We start from the raw sequence: 20,077 nt of genomic DNA, 5'->3' as shown, positions 1-20,077 counted from the left end.
AGGGTTAAAGTGTTAATAATTCAGTTAAATGATTGATTTCTAATGTAGGCAAAACACTTGCTTCAGTAAATGAATTGAGATCTTTGCCCGATAAATTAATCCATACAGCTTGGCATCCAGCTTGAATGGCGCCTTGAACATCTGTGGTTAAGTTATCACCAATATGTAAAATTTCACTCGGTTTTACGCCAAAATAATGAGCGGTTTGGTGGAACAAATCTTGATGAGGTTTCGCTCTGCCTTGTTCTCCACCACGTAAACTCAGCTGAAAGTGTTCAAACCCAATGCGTGTTGCAATCACATTACCATTGGTAATCACGCTTAGCGGGTAGCGATCTTTCAGTTGATTCAGCACTTCAATACTTTCTGTGGGTACATCAATTTTGTGTCGCCATTCAATAAATTCTTCCATGGCAAGGGCCAAAGTGCGGTCAATTTCAACTGCACTTTTACCATGATGCGTCAGTAAGTTGCGTAACGTTTCGACACGCCAGGCAATCACATCTTCAGCAATTAAGGGATCTTTCTCCGCCAGTTGCCATTTCCATTCCCGCCAATATTCTGAGGTAAGCTCACTCAGTTGAGCGTGTTCTTGCACACATTGAAGAAAGCGTTCTTCGGCTAACCGAATGACATCACTGTTATCGTAAAGGGTGTCATCAAGATCAAAACTCATGACCTTGAAAGGCCGAAGACCGCGGTAAAATCGCATAGTTAATCCTATTTAATGGTATTCACACCAAGCCATGCTGTCGCACGTTCATTGGTGATTTCTTCGTGTGTCCACATGCTCATTAAGTCAGGCTGAGGATGCTTGTTGGTGTTATAGCCGATCAAATGAGCAAAATCAAATACGGCATGCGGATAGCCGTTAATGAGCAATAAGGCTAAATAACCACTTTCATCCCAGCAGATTTCTAATTTACGTGCTTCGTGGTGATTGCGAGTGTTATCGACGTTATAAACATGTAAGCAATCGACAACAGGCTGCGCATTTTGACGCATATCTAATGCATAAAAATAGCCGGTTTCACCGTCATCTTCAAACATCACTGCCAGGTGATCATGCACAGTCGAGTGTGTGCCGACTTGTTTTGGTTGACCGAGAAAGAGTTGATCTTCGAGGGTTAAATGTAACATGGTATTTCCTCTTGAATTGAAGTTTTTAATAGGCTAATCATATAGTTGATATGATATTAATATCTCTATCTAATACTATCTCTATATACTCAGCTGGTAGATCTGGTAAATTATATTCTTCAGGACTAAAATTACTTTTTCTAAGAGATATTATTGATAAGTTTGATTTTATATTAAAACTTATATCAGTTATTCCATAAAGGTAATCTAAGACACTGGCTTCTTTATAAAGACTAAACTCTTCTGCATATTCTATTTCTAGATAGTTAAATAGATGTTCCCTAATTTTATTTCTGTTTTCATAAATTTTTTCAATCCATCTATTACATTTAAATGTAGAGAGGTTTGTTTCTTTATGAAATATTTTATTTATTCTATTTAATAATTTATTTTCAAATTCAAATTGATAGATCAACATCGAATCGATTTGATATTCTTGGCAATTATACCATTCACCTAACAGCACAGCAGAATTGATATCATTAGGTAATGCATCAAACATAGATGTATTATCATCTATAGTTGCTATTTGTAAGTTTTGGTTATTAAATACAACATTTTCTAGAATTTTATCAGATAAAAATAATGCTTCTTTTCTATTTTTTGCAAGTGCTAATTCATAAATATTATCTTCATATTCTTGTTGTATAAGATAAGCAGTAGCCCATTCTGTTAATACAGAAAACTCATTGATGTTTCTTTCAACGCAATAATATCTTCTGTATAGTTCTAGTTTTGCATTCATGATTTTTACTGAGTTTAATTAGTTAATCAGATAATATTTAGATAAAAATAGTAGGCAAGCTATTGCTTTGCAATTTAATAAAAAAAACACCGCACTTTTGTGCAAAGTGCGGTGCTATTTTACCTTAAATTAAGCAAAAATTATGCTTGACCTTTAACCGCTTTTAAACCTAAGAACGGAGCCGGTGTGCCAGCACGTTCTAATGCTTCTTCTATACGGATTAATTGGTTGTATTTCGCAATACGGTCAGAACGGCTCATAGAACCAGTTTTGATTTGACCTGCTGCTGTACCAACCGCTAAATCAGCGATAGTTGCATCTTCGGTTTCGCCTGAACGGTGAGAAATCACAGCGGTGTAACCTGCATCTTTAGCCATTTTGATTGCTGCTAAAGTTTCAGTTAAAGAACCGATTTGGTTGAATTTGATTAAGATAGAGTTTGCGATACCTTTTTCGATACCTTCTTTTAAGATTTTGGTGTTAGTGACGAATAAGTCGTCGCCCACTAATTGAACGCGGTCACCCAACACTTTAGTTTGGTATGCGAAACCATCCCAGTCAGATTCATCTTGACCATCTTCGATAGACACGATTGGGTATTGTTTAGTTAATTCTTCAAGATAGTGTGTGAACTCTTGAGAAGTGAATGAACGGCCTTCACCTTTCATTTCGTATTTGCCAGTTTCTTTGTTGTAGAACTCAGAAGAAGCACAGTCCATTGCTAAAGTCACGTCTTTACCTAATACATAACCTGCTTTTTCAACTGCTTCTTTGATACATGCTAAAGCGTCAGCATTAGATGCTAGGTTAGGCGCGAAACCACCTTCATCACCTACAGCAGTGCTCATACCTTTGGATTTTAATACTTTCGCAAGATTGTGGAATACTTCAGCACCGATACGAAGTGCTTCACGTAACGTTTTCGCACCAACTGGTTGAATCATGAATTCTTGGATATCAACGTTGTTATCTGCGTGTTCACCACCGTTGATGATGTTCATCATTGGTAATGGCATAGAGTAAACACCTGGGGTGCCGTTAAGTTCTGCGATGTAAGCGTAAAGTGGTAAACCTTTAGATGCTGCAGCGGCTTTCGCTGTTGCTAAAGATACCGCTAAGATTGCGTTTGCACCGAAGTTAGATTTGTTTTCAGTACCGTCTAAATCGATCATGATTTGGTCGATTTCAGCTTGGTTAGACGCTTCTTTACCCACTAATGCATCAGCGATAGGACCGTTTACTGCAGCAACCGCTTTTAATACACCTTTACCTAAGAAACGAGATTTGTCGCCGTCACGTAATTCTAATGCTTCACGAGAACCAGTAGATGCACCTGATGGAGCCGCTGCTAAACCAACGAAACCACCTTCAAGATGAACTTCAGCTTCTACAGTTGGGTTACCACGAGAGTCGATGATTTCACGACCAATGACTTTAACGATTTTTGCCATTTTGTTTTCCTCTGTTTAAAGTTAATTAAAATTAGTTAGGCGAACCTAAAACGGGGATATGATAAAGCAAATTTAGAAATTTGTCTTGGAAAAATGACCGCACTTTGATCTGTATCTTATTTTTCAATCAAGTGCGGTGAGTTTTTGTCTTTTTTTGCGAATTATTTCTTTTATTTCAGTGGAATTGCCTTCAAAAGTTGGTTACAGTTGCACGAAATTTCGTATTATTTTACGGTGAATTATTTATTCTTAATTGAGACTTTGTTGCATTGAAAAAGGAATCATTATGTCTCTTTCGACTTTTTTTAAGCAAACCAAAACACGAATAAAATCAGCGATATCTACCCATCCGATTGAAATCTTCATGATTGCTGCGTTTGCTCTTGGAATTTGGTTTGTGGATATGAATTCAGAAAAAGATCATTTAGCTTATTGGCTATTTGAGCCGATGCTGTTTGCCTTTATTTATTTGTCTCGTCCCTACTCATGGTATCGTTTTTCGTGGATTGTGCCGCTTATTGCCGTTTTCACCATTTGGCAAGTGAATGATAATGCTGATTTTTATGGCTATAGTCCTAAGTTTTTGGGCGCTCAATTTATTGTGTTATTGATATTATTCGGCTTTCCATTTGTCAGAAACAATCAAGCCTTTACTTATCGTAATTTCACGACTCTATATTACATCACCTCATCCATTGCTGGCTGGGGGCTCGTCTCTGGTTTGGTAGCCGCAATTTTGGCTTCAATCAGTACATTATTTAACATTGATTTTAGTGAATGGTTTCAAAAGCATCTTTATTCCTCCATTACTGCATTTTGCCTGCCTTTGTTCTTTTTAGTCTTTCAACAGCGCCAAGAAAATACAGAGATGACGCTAAATCGTAGTTTTGACATTTTAGTGAATTTTATCTTAGCGCCTGCGTTGATGATATTTACTGCACTACTTTATGCTTACGTTGGCAAAATTATCTTAGCAGGGGCTTTGCCAAAAGGTATGGTGTCGAATATTGCGTTGCCTTATTTAGTTGGAGGCTTAGGTGTTTACGCTTTACGTAGTATTAGTGTGAAAGCAAATTGGGAGAGTTTCTTTAAGTTTTTCCCATACCTTTCCATTGTGCCCATTGTATTGTTATGGTTGGCAATTGACCGTCGAATTAGTGCCTATGCTTGGACTGAGCAACGGATTTATTTAGTGGCTCTAGCCTCGGCGATTACGATTGCTTATACCATTTTAAGCATTCCTAAAATTCGTCAATATCGTTTGATTTCTGTCGTTGTGATAGTAGCTATTTTTGCCATGACTTGGGTGGTGAAACCGAAAGAAATCGCTTATCAAAGCCAAACAGAACGTTTTGAACATTTACTCACAAAGCTTAATTTATCTGATGGACAAGGGAAAATTCGTGATGATGTGGATTTTTTAAGTCGTTTAGAAAATATGCCTGAAAACGAACGCCAAGATTGGAATGAATTAGATGATGTATCTGATTATTTAGTCCATCGTTTAGACTTAGGACTTTATGATGGATCTAATTATGAAGAGAAACGAAAAGCCTTTGTGAAAAAATATGGTGAAAAAGTGAATGAACTGATTTCATTGGATGTTTATGAGCATTCTTTCCGTATCAATGATAGCGACATTATGGCTCTGGAAAATAGCCCGGTTAGAGAAGCGGAGTTTGAATGGTCATCAATTGATGTGAGTTCGTATAAAAAATGGATCCGTGTGCCAGTCTATCAATTCTATCGTGTGGACGATAACAGCTCGAAAAAAGAAGAGAATGAGCCAAAAGAACGAGCCGAAGTTTGTTTTGTTGAAGAGCATGATAGATATTGTACCGATATGGATCAGCATATTAAACAGGTCTTTCAACAACATCATTTAGACTCAATGAAAAAACTGGCGGAATCAGATCTTAAACTAATCAGCAAAGACTTACTAAAAATTGATGCACCAGGTTTTGCTATCTATTTAGGTTCACTTGAAATGCAATTTAGTCAAGAAAAAGGCTATCACTATAAGTCGCTAACCGTTGAAACTATTTTTGATAAATAGGCTAGATGTGTAAAGTGCGGTGATGTTATTGCAAAAATTTGGCTAAAACTGACCGCACTTTGATATTAAATGAATAAAACTTCTCTAATTCTATTTAGATTGGGGGCGTCGAGTAATAGAACTCAAAGCGTTATTGAACGCGTTGATATAAAAGTTTTTTCAATAATTGGATGCGTTGGTCTAAAATGCTGAACATCGTATGTCGATCTTCTCCAAATAATGAAATTTCACAAGTAGATTGAATCTTATCGTAAGCCAAAAATGCCATTTCAAACTCTTCTTTGCTGAGTTTAATGGATTTTTCGTGTAACGTTCGGCTTAGTAAGCTCACTTCTTTCGATGTTAAGTCAGGAAATAAATGACTTATCCATAGCTCCATAGAGTATTGAACAGACTTGCTAATTTTGTCATGTATTTTACTCGCTTGGCCTTGATGTATCCGATAAAACAATAATGGCTCTGGTAAATTAGCAAATTTCTTTTGATGTAAGGCGCATTGTACCCACATATGAAAATCGGGTGCAGTGGCTGTTTGGGCATAATTGATCCCGAGCGCCTTGATACTAGAATGTCGCCACATTGAAGAGGGATTAATGATATTGTCTCGAGCTAAAGAAAAATGTGCTTTTATATCTTTATCTAAAAGAGGAAGTGTACTCACTTTAGTCGCTTTATCAGTTTGCCCATCATTAAAGAACAGAGCATTACTTCCTAAAATATCAATTTCGGGATGCTCGTCTAAATATTGAACTTGTTTTTCAAAACGATGTGTCACACAAATATCATCAGCATCCATACGTGCAACATATTCAACATTCATATAGTTAAGCATATCCATGACAAATTGCATTACAGCAGGCTCACCTTGGTTTTGTGGTAAATGGTAAACACGTAAGCGAGCATCTTTTGCTGCATAAGTTTCGAGAATCTTGCCTGTGTTATCTGTAGATGCATCATTAACCGCAAGAATACAAAAATCACTAAATGTCTGATTCAATAATGACTCTAAACATTCAGTGAGAAAATTTTCTGCATTGTATGCAGGTAACATTACTGCAAGTTTCATTTTTGGCTATCCATTATTAAATGAGTGAATAAGGCTCAGATGATATTATTCCTTATTAATACAAAATGCGGTCAAAAATACAAGAATTTTTGACCGCACTTGTTTATGGAATCATCAGTAAATTATTTTTCAGTTTTTAACTGATTTTCTCTAGCTGCTTTGACAAAGCCTTCAAATAATGGGTGGCCATCACGCGGCGTTGACGTAAATTCTGGGTGAAATTGACATGCCACAAACCATGGGTGGTTTGGTACTTCGATGATTTCCACTAATTTACGATCCGCTGATAAACCAGTTACTTTAAGGCCCGCTTTTTCAATTTGTGGAAGCAGGTTATTGTTCACTTCATAGCGGTGACGATGACGTTCTTCGATGGTTTCTTTGCCATACAATGCACGCGCTTTTGAGCCTTCAATTAAATGACATTGCTGTGCCCCTAAACGCATCGTACCACCGAGATCTGAATTGTCGTCACGGGTTTCAATGTGGCCTTCCGCATCTTGCCATTCTGTAATCAAACCCACAACAGGTTGCTCACAGTGACGATCAAATTCAGATGAGTTGGCTTTTTCAAGACCAGCGACATTACGCGCATATTCGATTAATGCAATTTGCATTCCTAAACAAATACCGAGGTAAGGAACATTGTTTTCACGTGCATATTTTGCAGTCAAGATTTTGCCTTCTACACCGCGATAGCCAAAGCCGCCCGGTACTAAAATACCATCGACACCTTTTAATACATCAGTGCCTTTGGTTTCAACATCTTGAGAATCAATGTATTTGATATGCACGCTTAAACGGTTTTTTAAACCTGCGTGTTTTAAGGCTTCATTCACTGATTTATAAGCGTCTGGTAATTCAGTATATTTACCTACCATACCGATGGTCACATCGCCCACTGGGTTTGCTTCTTGATAAAGCACTTGTTCCCATTCTGAAAGGTCCGCTTCTGGACAGTCTAAGTGGAAACGTTGGCAGATGAATTCATCTAAACCTTGTGATTTCAATAATGCTGGAATTTGATAGATTGAATTCACATCTTTTAATGAGATGACGGCACGTTCTGGCACGTTACAGAATAAGGCGATTTTTGCACGTTCGTTTGGTGGAATCATGCGATCTGAGCGGCAGATAAGCACATCTGGCTGAATACCAATCGAAAGTAATTCTTTTACAGAATGTTGCGTTGGCTTGGTTTTCACTTCGCCCGCCGTTGGGATGTATGGCACTAACGTTAAGTGCATAAAAATAGTATGCTCACGGCCTACTTGCACGGCAAGTTGACGCAGTGCTTCTAAGAATGGAAGTGATTCAATATCACCCACAGTTCCGCCTACTTCCACGATTACCACATCATGGCCTTGCGCACCAGCAATCACGCGATCTTTGATTTCATTGGTGATGTGCGGGATAACTTGAATTGTCGCACCTAAATAATCACCACGACGCTCTTTGCGTAATACTTCAGAGTAAATTTTACCGGTGGTGAAGTTATTGCGTTTTGTCATTTTGGTACGAATAAAACGCTCGTAGTGACCTAAGTCTAAATCGGTTTCCGCCCCGTCTTGTGTCACGAACACTTCGCCGTGTTGGGTTGGGCTCATTGTACCCGGATCCACGTTGATGTAAGGGTCTAATTTCATAATAGTCACGTTTAAGCCACGTGCTTCTAAAATTGCTGCCAATGATGCTGCAGCAATACCTTTACCTAACGATGAAACCACACCGCCTGTGACGAAAATATAATTTGTAGCCATAGTGAGAGACCTAAAATGTTGGGATAAAAATGATTATAGCCAATCATCTTTTATGCAAATTTGTGCAGAATACTGAAAAGTGCGGTCAAAAGTAAAAGAAAAAGATGATTAGCTATCAAGACGGGAGGATAGTTTACAGGATTTGAGATTTTTATACAATCTTGTCTTGTCAGGAATGTATGAAAATTAAATGGCTTATCATATTCTCCATTCTACGATAGAATACGCCCAAATTTTTTATAAAGAAGAGAAGAATTTATGACAAATAAAGCATTAAGCGTGGTGATTTTAGCAGCCGGTAAAGGCACTCGTATGTATTCTGATTTACCTAAAGTCTTGCACAAAGTGGCAGGTAAACCGATGGTAAAACATGTGATCGATACGGCAAATCAATTAGGTGCGGAAAACGTACATTTGATTTATGGTCACGGTGGCGAATTAATGCGTGAGCGTTTGGCAAATGAAAGCGTGAACTGGGTATTCCAAGCGGAACAGTTGGGTACAGGACATGCTATGCAACAAGCAATGCCTTTTTTCCGTGATGATGAAAATATTTTAATGGTGTATGGCGATGGCCCAATGATTACACCGGAAACATTGCAAAAATTAATCGATGCGAAACCTGAAAATGGTATCGCAGTGTTAACCGTCGTATTAGATAACCCAACAGGTTATGGTCGAATCGTACGTGAAAATGGCAAAGTTGTAGGGATTGTTGAACAAAAAGATGCAACGCCTGAGCAACTCAAAATTCAAGAGATTAATACAGGTGTGTTAGTTTCAGATGGTGCAAGTTTCAAAAAATGGTTAGCGCGTTTAGATAATAATAATGCACAAGGCGAGTTTTATATTACTGATGTAATTGGCTTAGCTCATCAAGATGGTTGTCCGATTGTAGCTGTTCAAGCAACTGATTTTATGGAAGTTGAAGGGGTAAATAATCGCCTACAATTAGCCAAAATGGAACGCTATTATCAACGTAAACAAGCAGAAAAACTTTTACTTGCAGGTGTGATGTTGATTGACCCGGAGCGTTTTGATTTACGCGGCATATTAGAGCACGGTAAAGATGTTGAAATTGATGTGAATGTAATTGTGGAAGGCAATGTGCGCTTGGGTGACCGTGTAAAAATCGGTGCAGGTTGCGTATTGAAAAACGTGACCATTGGTGATGATGTTGAAATCAAGCCTTATTCTGTTTTAGAAGATGCGACAATTGGTGAGAAAGCGGCGATTGGTCCATTCTCTCGTTTACGTCCAGGTGCTGAATTAGCCGCTGAAACCCATGTAGGCAACTTTGTGGAAATTAAAAAATCTACAGTAGGGAAAGGTTCTAAAGTAAACCACCTCACTTATGTCGGTGATACCGAAATCGGTGAGAACTGTAACATTGGTGCAGGTGTCATTACTTGTAACTATGACGGTGCAAATAAATTTAAAACAATTATTGGTAACAATGTATTTGTTGGATCGGATACGCAGTTAGTCGCGCCTGTTACCGTCGCAGATGGAGCAACCATTGGGGCTGGTTCAACGATCACTCAAAATATTGAGAAAGATGAGCTGGTGATTACTCGTGTGCCACAACGTCATATTCAAGGTTGGCAAAGACCTGTGAAGAAAAAGTAATTAACATTGCAAGGCGAACCAATGTGTTCGCCTTTTATAATTTGATGCCTTTTGCTTTATAAAGGCTATTCGAGTTGTTAAAATCATCGTCCATTTATAAAGACAGATAATTTCCTATGACAAAAAATAAAACAGGACTTTCATTCCTTTGGCTAAGTGCAGTCGCATTTATCCTCGATTTACTGACCAAATATATTGTGGTGCAACGCTTTGATCTCTATGAAAGTGTGAACCTATTACCCGTTTTTAATTTAACCTATGTGCGTAACTATGGCGCAGCGTTTAGCTTCCTTGCGGAACATGATGGTTGGCAGAAATATTTCTTTATCGTGCTTGCAATTGGGATTTCTTTAATGCTGGCTTACTTTATGAAAAAGAATTCTGCAGAACAAAAATTACAAAACTCGGCTTATGCACTGATTATTGGTGGCGCTTTAGCCAATATGGTAGACCGTGTGTATAACGGTTTTGTGGTGGATTTCTTAGATTTTTATTGGGATATTTATCATTATCCGGTATTCAATGTGGCAGATATTGCGATTTGTATTGGTGCGGGTTTATTAGCATTAGATGCCTTTAAAGGTGATAAAAAGAGCGGTTAAAAATGAAGATAATTTTAGCTAACCCTCGCGGATTTTGCGCGGGTGTCGATCGAGCCATTAGCATTGTTGAATTAGCGCTTGAAATTCATGGTGCACCGATTTATGTACGTCATGAAGTGGTGCATAACCGTTTTGTGGTAAATGGTTTGCGTGAGCGTGGGGCAATTTTTGTAGAAGAATTAAGTGAAGTGCCAGATGGTGCCATTGTGATTTTCTCCGCTCATGGCGTGTCACAAGCCGTTCGTCAAGAAGCAAAAGATCGCCAGTTAAAAGTATTTGATGCAACTTGTCCGTTGGTAACCAAGGTACATATGCAAGTGGCTCGTGCGAGCCGTAAAGGGACGAAAGCGATTTTGATCGGACACAAAGGGCATCCAGAAGTGGAAGGCACAATGGGGCAGTACAGCAACGAGGAAGGTGGTATTTTCTTAATTGAAAGCGTGGAAGATATTGCTCGTTTGCCGGTTCAAGAAAGTGATGATTTAACCTTTATGACACAAACCACACTTTCTCTTGATGATACGGCGGAAACTATCAGTGCATTGAAAGATAAATATCCTGCGATTCAAGGCCCACATAAAAACGATATTTGCTATGCAACAACTAATCGACAAGAAGCGGTGCGTGAATTAGCGAAACAATGTGATTTAGTGGTCGTTGTAGGTTCTAAAAACTCATCAAATTCTAACCGTTTAGCTGAGTTGGCATCGCGTATGGGGGTGAAATCAAAATTGATTGATGATCCAAATGATGTGTCGGCAGATTGGTTTGAAGGCGTTGAAACAATTGGCGTAACAGCGGGGGCCTCTGCACCGGAAGAATTGGTGCAATCTGTGATTGCTCGATTAAAAGAATTTGGTGCCGATGCTATTGAAGAGCTTCAAGGCTTAGAAGAAAATATGTTCTTTGAAGTGCCAAAAGAGTTAAGAATAAAAGAAGTGAACTAATTCTATTAAAAAAGTGCGGTTAATTTACCGCACTTTTTTTGTGTTATTTTATTTTTTATTATGCACTTTAAGCCATTTTTGCATTTGTTCAATTTCTGCTTGTTGAGCGTTAATAATATTCTCAGCAAGCTTACGCATCTCAGGATCTTTTCCGTATTTTAATTCAACTTCCGCCATTTTTACTGCGCCAATATGGTGTGGCAACATACCTGCTGCAAAAGCAACATCAGGATCTTTATATTGCGCAGCTGCCATCATGTCTTGATTCATTTGATTCATACCTTGCATTAATTCTTGTTGCATTGCAGAATCTGTCGACATTGGCATATTCATGTGTGCTTGATGCGGTTGTTCATTAGCTTGGGCATAAATTGAAACTGCAGCAGCGCTAAGTGTGATAAAAGTCATAAGTTTTTTCATGTTTTTCTCCTATGTGATAACTGAATGAGCACGAATCATAAACCTTGACCTAAGGTTAAAGTCAATATTTATTCCGAAAATTTTTGGTGAGGTGCTAAAATAAGACAATATTTGATATGAGGGACAGAATCATGAAGCAAAAAATTGTGCTTGCCACGGGCAATAAAGGCAAAGTAAAAGAAATGGCAGACGTATTAGCCGATTTCGGTTTTGAAGTCATTGCTCAGACCGATTTAGGCATTGAAAGTCCAGAAGAAACAGGATTAACGTTTGTTGAAAATGCGATTTTGAAAGCACGTTATGCATCTGAAAAATCAGGTTTACCGGCCATTGCAGATGATTCTGGTCTTGTAGTGGATGCGTTAAATGGTGCGCCTGGATTGTATTCTGCTCGTTATGCAGGTGTGGATGGTGACGAAGCTGATGCGAAAAACCGAGAAAAATTATTGGCAGAATTAGCCGATGTACCGACTGAACGTCGCCAAGCAAAATTTGTGAGTACGATTGTGTTATTACAACACCTAAGTGATCCTTCTCCGATCATTGCTCAAGGTGAATGTGACGGGCAGATTATTTATGAAGAAAAAGGTGAAAATGGTTTCGGTTACGACTCGCTCTTTTTTAGCCCTGAAAAAGGCTGTACTTTTGCCGAATTAGAAACCGTAGAGAAAAAGAAAATTTCTCATCGTGCGAAGGCATTAGCTGTTTTGAAATCAAAATTAACGGCCTAAAGCGCGGTTGATTTTTAACGAGAATTAAAGGATACAAAATGATTATTACCACTACGCCTAATATTGAAGGTAAACAAATCGTAGAATATAAACAAGTCGTCTTTGGGGAAGTGATTGCTGGGGCAAACTTCATCCGTGATTTTTTTGCGGCTATTACCGATGTGATTGGTGGGCGTTCGAGTGTTTATGAGCGTCGTATTAGTCGTGCACGCCAAGATGCCTTGAAAGAGTTGGAAGAAAAAGCAATTGCTTTAGGGGCAAATGCTGTGGTTGGCGTAGAGATTAATTACGCAACAGTAAGCAATAAAAGTATGTTTATGGTGATTGCGAGTGGCACAGCTGTAGTGGTGCGATAAGGTCGTTTTTTTATTTGCTTAAATGTAATTTTTGCGATCAAGATCGCAAAAGTGCGGTTGATTTCTTGCGTGTTTTCTGTGTTTCTTAAAAATGTCACTGTTGATATGAATCAACGGTACTTATTTGTTAATAAAGGACATTTTTATGAAATTGATGAAACATTTATTTAGTTCATTATTTATTGCAGGCGCGATGTTGAGCACAGAAGCGCTTGCAGAAGAAAAAACAGCTGAGCAGGCTCAATCGCAAACGCAAGTGCAGCAACAAACAGCTGTACAAGCACCATCACAAACAGTACAACAAACGGTGAGTGATAAATTAAATATCAATACCGCTAGCGTATCAGACATTCAAAAAGCGCTGATTGGTATTGGGGCGAAAAAAGCAGAAGCCATTGTGCAATACCGTGAAAAACACGGTAGTTTCACTGCGGCAGAACAACTACTTGAAGTACAAGGCATTGGTAAAGCTACGTTAGAAAAAAACCGAGATCGTATCGTGTTTTAATGTTGTTATTTTTATATGAAAAGCGGAATAGTGATATTCCGCTTTTTTATTTTTTGAGCAGAAAATTTACCAAAACTTGCAAAATATCAAATTTTTTTGGAATAAGTTGGGGATTTCTTGCAATGGTTTTATAAGAGAGTAGAATACCAAATGGGTATAGGAATACCTATGTTGTAGTATAAGAAATAATAAACCAACTATTTGGAGTTAGATATGGCATCAGAAAATTTAAATCAATCTTCTGTTGCTCTCACACCAGTTGAAGCAACGGATTATGCTGAAAGCGTCGCTGCGTATAAAGCGCAAAAACGTCCATTTTTATCATTCATGTCTGGTATTAGTGCTGGGGCTTGTATTGCATTAGCCTTTGTATTTTATACGACAACTCAAACAGCGAGCGCTGGCGCGCCTTGGGGATTAACCAAGTTAGTTGGTGGATTAGTCTTCTCTTTAGGCGTAATTATGGTGGTGATTTTAGGATCGGAATTATTCACCTCTTCTACTTTAACCTTAGTTGCCCGCGTAGGCGGAAAAATAACCACAACCCAAATGATTCGAAATTGGATTGTGGTGTATTTAGGCAACTTCGTAGGCGGTTTATTTATTGCTGCAGTGATTTGGTTTGGGGGACAAACCATGGCAGCAAATGGTCAATGGGGGTTAACCATTTTGGCAACCGCTCAACATAAGATTCATCATACTTGGTTTGAAGCATTTAACCTTGGTATTTTATGTAACATTATGGTGTGTGTAGCGGTATGGATGTCTTATTCCGGTAAAACTGTTACAGACAAAGCATTTATTATGATCATGCCAATTGGTTTATTTGTGGCATCAGGTTTTGAACACTGTGTGGCAAATATGTTTATGATTCCGCTTGGCATTATTACAGCACATTTTAGTACACCAGAATTTTGGCAACAAATTGGTGTGGATCCAATGAAATATGCAGACTTAGATCTTTATCATTTCATTGTGAAGAATTTAATTCCCGTAACGTTGGGCAACATTGTGGGCGGCGCAGTTTGTATCGGCTTATTCCAACGTTATTTAACCAAAGCTCACTAATGTACTAACGAACTAAACAGACTTATTTTTTATCAATTAAAAAAGGAAATGACTATGTCAGAACTTAATGAAGCACAAAAAGTTGCGTGGGCAGGATTCGTTGCCGGTGATTGGCAAGAAAACGTCAACGTGCGTGATTTTATTCAAAAGAACTACACCCCGTATGAAGGTGATGATTCTTTCTTAGCAGGTCCAACCGAAGCGACAACCAAACTTTGGGAAACCGTTATGGAAGGAATTAAAGTTGAAAACCGCACACATGCGCCATTAGACTTTGACGAACATACGCCTTCAACGATTACTTCTCACGCACCAGGTTATATCAATAAAGACTTAGAGAAAATCGTAGGTCTTCAAACCGATGCTCCATTAAAACGTGCCATTATGCCATTTGGTGGTATTAAAATGGTGGAAGGATCATGCAAAATTTACGGTCGTGAATTAGATCCTGAAGTGAAAAAAATCTTCACTGAATATCGTAAAACCCACAACCAAGGTGTATTCGATGTTTATACGCCAGACATTTTACGTTGTCGTAAATCAGGTGTATTAACTGGTCTTCCAGATGCTTACGGTCGTGGTCGTATCATCGGTGACTATCGTCGTGTCGCACTTTATGGTGTTGACTTCTTAATGAAAGATAAATACGCACAATTCACTTCTTTACAAAAAGACTTAGAAGATGGCGTAAATCTAGAAGCAACTATTCGTTTACGTGAAGAAATCGCAGAACAACACCGTGCATTAGGCCAAATGAAACAAATGGCAGCAAGTTACGGTTTCGATATTTCTAACCCTGCAACTAACGCTAAAGAAGCAATTCAATGGATGTACTTTGCTTACTTAGCAGCAATCAAATCACAAAATGGTGCAGCGATGTCATTCGGTCGTACTGCAACCTTCATCGATATCTATATCGAGCGTGATTTAAAAGCAGGTAAACTTACTGAAACTGAAGCGCAAGAATTAGTTGACCACTTAGTCATGAAACTTCGTATGGTTCGTTTCTTACGTACACCTGAATACGATCAATTATTCTCTGGTGACCCAATGTGGGCAACTGAAACTATCGCAGGTATGGGTTTAGACGGCCGTACATTAGTCACCAAAAATACATTCCGTATTTTACACACCCTTTACAACATGGGGACTTCTCCAGAACCAAACTTAACAATTCTTTGGTCTGAACAATTACCTGAAAACTTCAAACGTTTCTGTGCGAAAGTATCGATTGATACCTCATCAGTTCAATACGAAAACGATGATTTAATGCGTCCAGACTTCAACAATGATGACTACGCAATTGCATGTTGTGTATCACCAATGGTTGTTGGTAAACAAATGCAATTCTTCGGTGCGCGTGCAAACTTAGCGAAAACATTGTTATACGCAATCAACGGCGGTATCGATGAAAAATTAGGTATGCAAGTAGGTCCGAAAACTGCACCAATCACTGATGAAGTGTTAGATTTCGACACAGTCATGACTCGTATGGACAGCTTTATGGATTGGTTGGCAAAACAATATGTGACTGCCTTAAATATCATCCACTATATGCATGATAAATATTCATACGAAGCAGCATTAATGGCATTACATGATCGTGATGTATACCGTACCATGGCTTGTGGTATCGCAGGTCTTTCTGTTGCAGCAGACTCACTTTCCGCAATTAAATATGCGAAAGTTAAACCAGTTCGTGGCGACATCAAAGATAAAGATGGCAATGTTGTAGCAAGCAACGTAGCGATCGACTTCGAAATCGAAGGTGAATATCCACAATATGGTAACAACGACAACCGTGTTGATGACATCGCTTGTGATTTAGTTGAACGTTTCATGAAGAAAATTCAAAAACTTAAAACTTACCGCAATGCTGTGCCTACACAATCTGTATTAACCATTACTTCTAACGTGGTTTATGGTAAGAAAACAGGTAACACTCCAGATGGTCGTCGTGCCGGCGCGCCATTCGGACCAGGTGCTAACCCAATGCACGGTCGTGACCAAAAAGGTGCGGTAGCATCATTAACTTCTGTAGCTAAACTTCCATTTGCTTACGCGAAAGATGGTATTTCTTATACCTTCTCAATCGTACCAAATGCGTTAGGTAAAGATCCAGAAGCACAACGTCGCAACCTTGCGGGCTTAATGGATGGTTACTTCCACCACGAAGCAGCAGTAGAAGGTGGTCAACACTTAAATGTGAACGTGTTAAACCGTGAAATGTTATTAGATGCGATGGAAAATCCGGATAAATATCCGCAATTAACTATTCGTGTATCTGGTTACGCAGTCCGTTTCAACTCTTTAACTAAAGAGCAACAACAAGACGTCGTCACTCGTACATTCACAGAATCGTTCTAAAACACGATAAAATTTAACCGCACTTTAGCGGGAACATAAAAATTATGAGCCTGATTTAAGTCAGGCTCATTTTTTATAGATGATATTTTTGGTAAAATTTAGCTAGATTTATTTTTTGGAAATTTATGTATGTCTGTTCTAGGAAGAATTCACTCCTTTGAATCCTGTGGAACCGTGGATGGTCCCGGCATTCGTTTTATTTTATTTATGCAAGGCTGTTTAATGCGTTGCAAATATTGCCACAACCGTGATACTTGGGATCTTGATGGTGGTCGCGAAATCAGTGTGGAAGAACTCATGAAAGAAGTCGTGAGCTATCGCCATTTTATGAATGCAACCGGTGGTGGTGTAACAGCATCAGGTGGTGAAGCCATTCTTCAAGCTGAGTTTGTACGAGATTGGTTCCGAGCTTGTAAAGCAGAAGGCATTAATACTTGTTTAGATACTAATGGGTTTGTACGTCATTATGATCACATTATTGATGAACTGATCGATGTAACCGATCTTGTTTTGCTTGATTTAAAAGAACTGAACGATCAAGTGCACCAAAACCTTATTGGTGTACCAAATAAACGGACACTTGAGTTTGCGAAATATCTGCAAAAACGTAATCAGCGAACCTGGATTCGTTATGTAGTGGTTCCTGGCTATACCGATAACGATCATGATGTTCATCTGCTCGGACAGTTTATTGAAGGTATGACCAATATTGAAAAAGTCGAACTTCTCCCTTATCATCGATTAGGCGCTCATAAATGGAAAACCCTTGGCTTTGAATATGAGCTCGCAGATGTTTTACCACCGACGAAAGAATCACTTGAGCATATTAAAACAATCCTTGAAGGATATGGACATACGGTAAAATATTAAGCTAAGGTGTAAAAAGATTAACAGCAGGCTTTAGAAAGCTTTAAGGAGGAAAAATGAAAAAATTAGCATTAACGTTTTTAGGTGTAGCCCTTTTAGCAGGCTGTTCAGCTGTTCAATCGCCAGTTACACAAGAAGAGGTGACATTAACGCCCCCTTCAAAAGATAGAGTAGGGTATGTTCGATTAGTAAAAGATAAAAATTACTACATTGATACCGATTCAATTTGGGTGGACAACCAAGATTTAAACCAAGTGCATTTTGATGCCGTGGTGAATTTGGATAAAGGTTTATATGTGTATCCAAATGAGAAAAGACGTTATGCACGTTCTGTTCGCCAATATAAAATCTTAAACTGTAAGAACTACCATTTAACCCAAGTTCGGACTGATTTTTATGATGATTTCTGGGGCGAAGGTTTGCGTGCCGCACCGAAAAAACAAGAGAAATACACAATTAGCTTAAAACCTAATACAACGCTCTATGCGGCGGCACAAATCATTTGTGTTAACTCAGATAGAAAACCTTCTTTAGATTTAGAAGGCTCAAAAGCGAAATAATCAATCAAAGTGCGGTTAGAAATAACCGCATTTTTTATCTCTATGAAACTAATGAGCAGGCAATAAAAAACGGCCAATATTTATCAAATATTGACCGCTCTTTTTATCTCTCAATGAAAGATTATTTCACACGAGAAACGTATTCGCCTGAACGAGTATCGACTTTAATTACTTCACCGATTTGAACGAAAAGAGGTACTTTCACCACAGCACCAGTACTTAATGTTGCTGGTTTACCGCCTGTACCCGCAGTATCACCTTTAAGACCAGGGTCAGTATCGATGATTTCTAATTCTACGAAGTTTGGTGGAGTAACTGTAATTGGTGCACCGTTCCATAAAGTCACGATACAATCTGCTTGGTCTAATAACCATTTTTCAGCATCACCCACTGCTTTTGCATCAGCAGAGTATTGTTCAAATGTTTCTGGGTGCATGAAGTACCAGAATGCATCATCTTTGTATGAATAAGTGAGGTTAAGATCCATAACATCAGCAGCTTCAACCGAAGTACCAGATTTGAAGTTTACGTCTAATACTTTGCCTGAAATTAATTTACGAATACGAGTACGAGTAAAAGCTTGGCCTTTACCTGGTTTAACGAATTCGTTTTCAACGATCACACAAGGCTCACCGTCTTGCATAAATTTTAGACCTGGTTTGAAATCACTGGTAGTATATGTAGCCATATTAAAAATATCCTAAAAAATAGAGATTGTTTGAAAGTGCGTATTTTAACCCAAAATATTGCGATTAGAGAAGAACAAAATTGGTTAGAAACCCTAAAAAATGCGATTTCTGATCCGAAAATCTTGTTAAAAACCTTAAATTTGTCTGTTGAAGATTTTGCCGAGGATATCACTGCTCGTAAACTTTTTGCTATGCGAGTGCCTTTGCCTTTTGTTGATAAAATGGAAAAAGGGAATCCGAAAGACCCACTTTTTTTGCAAGTGATGACGGCTCAACAAGAATTTATTGAGACCGAAGGGTTTAGCCAAGATCCTTTAGATGAGCAGCAAAAAAATGCGGTGCCTAATATTCTGCATAAATACCAAAATCGCTTGCTGTTCATGGCAAAAGGAGGCTGTGCCGTTAACTGTCGTTATTGTTTCCGTCGCCATTTTCCTTATGATCAAAATCCAGGCAATAAAACGAGTTGGCAACAAGCAATAGACTATATTGCGGCCCATTCAGAAATTGAAGAAGTGATTTTTTCGGGTGGCGATCCGATGATGGCAAAGGATAGTGAATGGGCATGGCTATTAGAACGCCTTGAAAAAATACCGCACTTACAGCGTTTACGTATTCACTCTCGTTTGCCTGTCGTGATTCCGGAGCGAATTACGGATGAATTTTGTGATTTATTGCTAAAAAGCCGATTACAAGCGGTGTTTGTCACGCATATCAATCATCCAAATGAAATTGATGAGGTACTTGCTTTCGCTATGCAAAAACTGGCAGGCGCTAAAGTGACCTTACTCAATCAATCAGTCCTTTTAAAAGATGTGAATGATAACCCACATACATTAAAAGTATTGAGCGATAAGCTATTTCAAGCGGGAATTTTGCCTTATTACTTGCATTTATTGGATAAAGTGCAGGGGGCGAGACATTTTTATATCTCAGATGAGAAAGCATTACAAATTTACAAAGAATTACAGGCGCTCACTTCTGGCTATTTAGTGCCCAAATTAGCACGAGAAATCGGCGGAGAGCCAAATAAGACTTTATACACCGCTTAAGATCCGATAAAATACGATTCAATTTTTCACCGCACTTTTGTGCGATCTTTAGTTTAGCAAATC

20 protein-coding genes are annotated in these 20,077 nt (G+C 38.6%); 12 read left to right on the top strand and 8 right to left on the bottom strand.

All coding sequences use genetic code 11. The features are described 5' to 3' along the window. Positions 1 to 4: 4 nt before the first annotated feature. The 4 genes from HMPREF3020_RS08575 to eno all read right to left on the bottom strand — a co-directional run bounded on the left by HMPREF3020_RS08575 (position 5) and on the right by eno (position 3,336). Entirely contained in the window at positions 5 to 712 is a 708-nt protein-coding gene (locus HMPREF3020_RS08575) for an HAD-IA family hydrolase (RefSeq protein WP_070776209.1), read from the bottom strand. Positions 713 to 720: 8 nt separating this feature from the next. Continuing rightward, positions 721 to 1,140, bottom strand: a complete 420-nt coding sequence (locus HMPREF3020_RS08570; protein ID WP_049364023.1) for a DUF2251 domain-containing protein — start codon at positions 1,138 to 1,140, stop codon at positions 721 to 723. Positions 1,141 to 1,177: 37 nt separating this feature from the next. Continuing rightward, positions 1,178 to 1,885, bottom strand: a complete 708-nt coding sequence (locus tag HMPREF3020_RS08565; protein WP_070776208.1) for a hypothetical protein — start codon at positions 1,883 to 1,885, stop codon at positions 1,178 to 1,180. Between the two features lie 140 nt (positions 1,886 to 2,025). Next, positions 2,026 to 3,336 (bottom strand): phosphopyruvate hydratase, encoded by a 1,311-nt coding sequence (eno, locus tag HMPREF3020_RS08560; protein WP_070776207.1) that lies wholly within the window; start codon positions 3,334 to 3,336, stop codon positions 2,026 to 2,028. Positions 3,337 to 3,622: 286 nt separating this feature from the next. On the opposite strand from eno, the gene HMPREF3020_RS08555 reads away from it, so the two are divergent. Continuing rightward, positions 3,623 to 5,392 (top strand): DUF4153 domain-containing protein, encoded by a 1,770-nt coding sequence (locus HMPREF3020_RS08555; protein WP_070776206.1) that lies wholly within the window; start codon positions 3,623 to 3,625, stop codon positions 5,390 to 5,392. 130 nt (positions 5,393 to 5,522) lie between these two features. Here the strand turns inward: HMPREF3020_RS08555 and HMPREF3020_RS08550 are convergent, their stop codons facing one another. Continuing rightward, entirely contained in the window at positions 5,523 to 6,458 is a 936-nt protein-coding gene (locus tag HMPREF3020_RS08550; RefSeq protein WP_070776205.1) for a glycosyltransferase family 2 protein, read from the bottom strand. A gap of 122 nt (positions 6,459 to 6,580) precedes the next feature. Further along, positions 6,581 to 8,218, bottom strand: coding sequence for a glutamine hydrolyzing CTP synthase (gene pyrG, locus HMPREF3020_RS08545; RefSeq protein WP_070582690.1), 1,638 nt, complete (start codon positions 8,216 to 8,218; stop codon positions 6,581 to 6,583). A 258-nt stretch (positions 8,219 to 8,476) separates the two neighbouring features. Between pyrG and glmU the strand changes: the two genes are divergently transcribed. From glmU to ispH, 3 genes are all read left to right on the top strand, one after another. After that, entirely contained in the window at positions 8,477 to 9,847 is a 1,371-nt protein-coding gene (gene glmU / locus HMPREF3020_RS08540) for a bifunctional UDP-N-acetylglucosamine diphosphorylase/glucosamine-1-phosphate N-acetyltransferase GlmU (protein WP_070776204.1), read from the top strand. Between the two features lie 116 nt (positions 9,848 to 9,963). Beyond that, positions 9,964 to 10,449, top strand: a complete 486-nt coding sequence (gene lspA, locus HMPREF3020_RS08535) for a signal peptidase II (protein ID WP_070776203.1) — start codon at positions 9,964 to 9,966, stop codon at positions 10,447 to 10,449. A 2-nt stretch (positions 10,450 to 10,451) separates the two neighbouring features. Beyond that, on the top strand, positions 10,452 to 11,396 hold the full coding sequence (gene ispH / locus HMPREF3020_RS08530; protein WP_049364772.1) for a 4-hydroxy-3-methylbut-2-enyl diphosphate reductase: 945 nt from the start codon (positions 10,452 to 10,454) through the stop codon (positions 11,394 to 11,396). Between the two features lie 48 nt (positions 11,397 to 11,444). On the opposite strand, the gene HMPREF3020_RS08525 is transcribed toward ispH, so the two are convergent. Next, positions 11,445 to 11,816 (bottom strand): CopM family metallochaperone, encoded by a 372-nt coding sequence (locus tag HMPREF3020_RS08525; protein WP_070776202.1) that lies wholly within the window; start codon positions 11,814 to 11,816, stop codon positions 11,445 to 11,447. A 131-nt stretch (positions 11,817 to 11,947) separates the two neighbouring features. On the opposite strand from HMPREF3020_RS08525, the gene rdgB reads away from it, so the two are divergent. The 7 genes from rdgB to HMPREF3020_RS08490 all read left to right on the top strand — a co-directional run bounded on the left by rdgB (position 11,948) and on the right by HMPREF3020_RS08490 (position 18,273). Continuing rightward, complete coding sequence (gene rdgB / locus HMPREF3020_RS08520) at positions 11,948 to 12,547, top strand: RdgB/HAM1 family non-canonical purine NTP pyrophosphatase (RefSeq protein WP_070776201.1); 600 nt, start codon at positions 11,948 to 11,950, stop codon at positions 12,545 to 12,547. Positions 12,548 to 12,585: 38 nt separating this feature from the next. After that, complete coding sequence (locus HMPREF3020_RS08515; RefSeq protein WP_005695251.1) at positions 12,586 to 12,903, top strand: heavy metal-binding domain-containing protein; 318 nt, start codon at positions 12,586 to 12,588, stop codon at positions 12,901 to 12,903. A 145-nt stretch (positions 12,904 to 13,048) separates the two neighbouring features. Next, positions 13,049 to 13,411, top strand: coding sequence for a helix-hairpin-helix domain-containing protein (locus HMPREF3020_RS08510; protein ID WP_070776200.1), 363 nt, complete (start codon positions 13,049 to 13,051; stop codon positions 13,409 to 13,411). Positions 13,412 to 13,624: 213 nt separating this feature from the next. Further along, the gene (focA, locus tag HMPREF3020_RS08505) at positions 13,625 to 14,479 is read left to right on the top strand and encodes a formate transporter FocA (protein WP_070776199.1); all 855 of its coding nucleotides are present in this window, start codon (positions 13,625 to 13,627) and stop codon (positions 14,477 to 14,479) included. Between the two features lie 54 nt (positions 14,480 to 14,533). Beyond that, on the top strand, positions 14,534 to 16,846 hold the full coding sequence (pflB, locus tag HMPREF3020_RS08500) for a formate C-acetyltransferase (protein WP_049371761.1): 2,313 nt from the start codon (positions 14,534 to 14,536) through the stop codon (positions 16,844 to 16,846). Positions 16,847 to 16,975: 129 nt separating this feature from the next. Further along, positions 16,976 to 17,716 (top strand): pyruvate formate lyase 1-activating protein, encoded by a 741-nt coding sequence (gene pflA, locus HMPREF3020_RS08495; RefSeq protein WP_049364777.1) that lies wholly within the window; start codon positions 16,976 to 16,978, stop codon positions 17,714 to 17,716. A 53-nt stretch (positions 17,717 to 17,769) separates the two neighbouring features. Further along, positions 17,770 to 18,273: a surface-adhesin E family protein gene (locus tag HMPREF3020_RS08490; protein WP_070582679.1), complete on the top strand. Its 504-nt coding sequence runs from the start codon at positions 17,770 to 17,772 to the stop codon at positions 18,271 to 18,273. A 121-nt stretch (positions 18,274 to 18,394) separates the two neighbouring features. On the opposite strand, the gene efp is transcribed toward HMPREF3020_RS08490, so the two are convergent. Then, a complete protein-coding gene (gene efp, locus HMPREF3020_RS08485; protein WP_005695259.1) occupies positions 18,395 to 18,961 on the bottom strand; it encodes an elongation factor P in 567 nt (188 codons plus the stop codon). A gap of 36 nt (positions 18,962 to 18,997) precedes the next feature. On the opposite strand from efp, the gene epmB reads away from it, so the two are divergent. Further along, positions 18,998 to 20,014 (top strand): EF-P beta-lysylation protein EpmB, encoded by a 1,017-nt coding sequence (gene epmB, locus HMPREF3020_RS08480; protein ID WP_070776277.1) that lies wholly within the window; start codon positions 18,998 to 19,000, stop codon positions 20,012 to 20,014. Positions 20,015 to 20,077: the final 63 nt, after the last annotated feature.

The organism is Haemophilus sp. HMSC068C11 (assembly GCF_001815355.1).
Taxonomy (GTDB): domain Bacteria; phylum Pseudomonadota; class Gammaproteobacteria; order Enterobacterales; family Pasteurellaceae; genus Haemophilus_D.
Note: the sequence above shows the minus strand (reverse complement) of the source record. Positions and strands in the feature narration are given on the sequence as shown.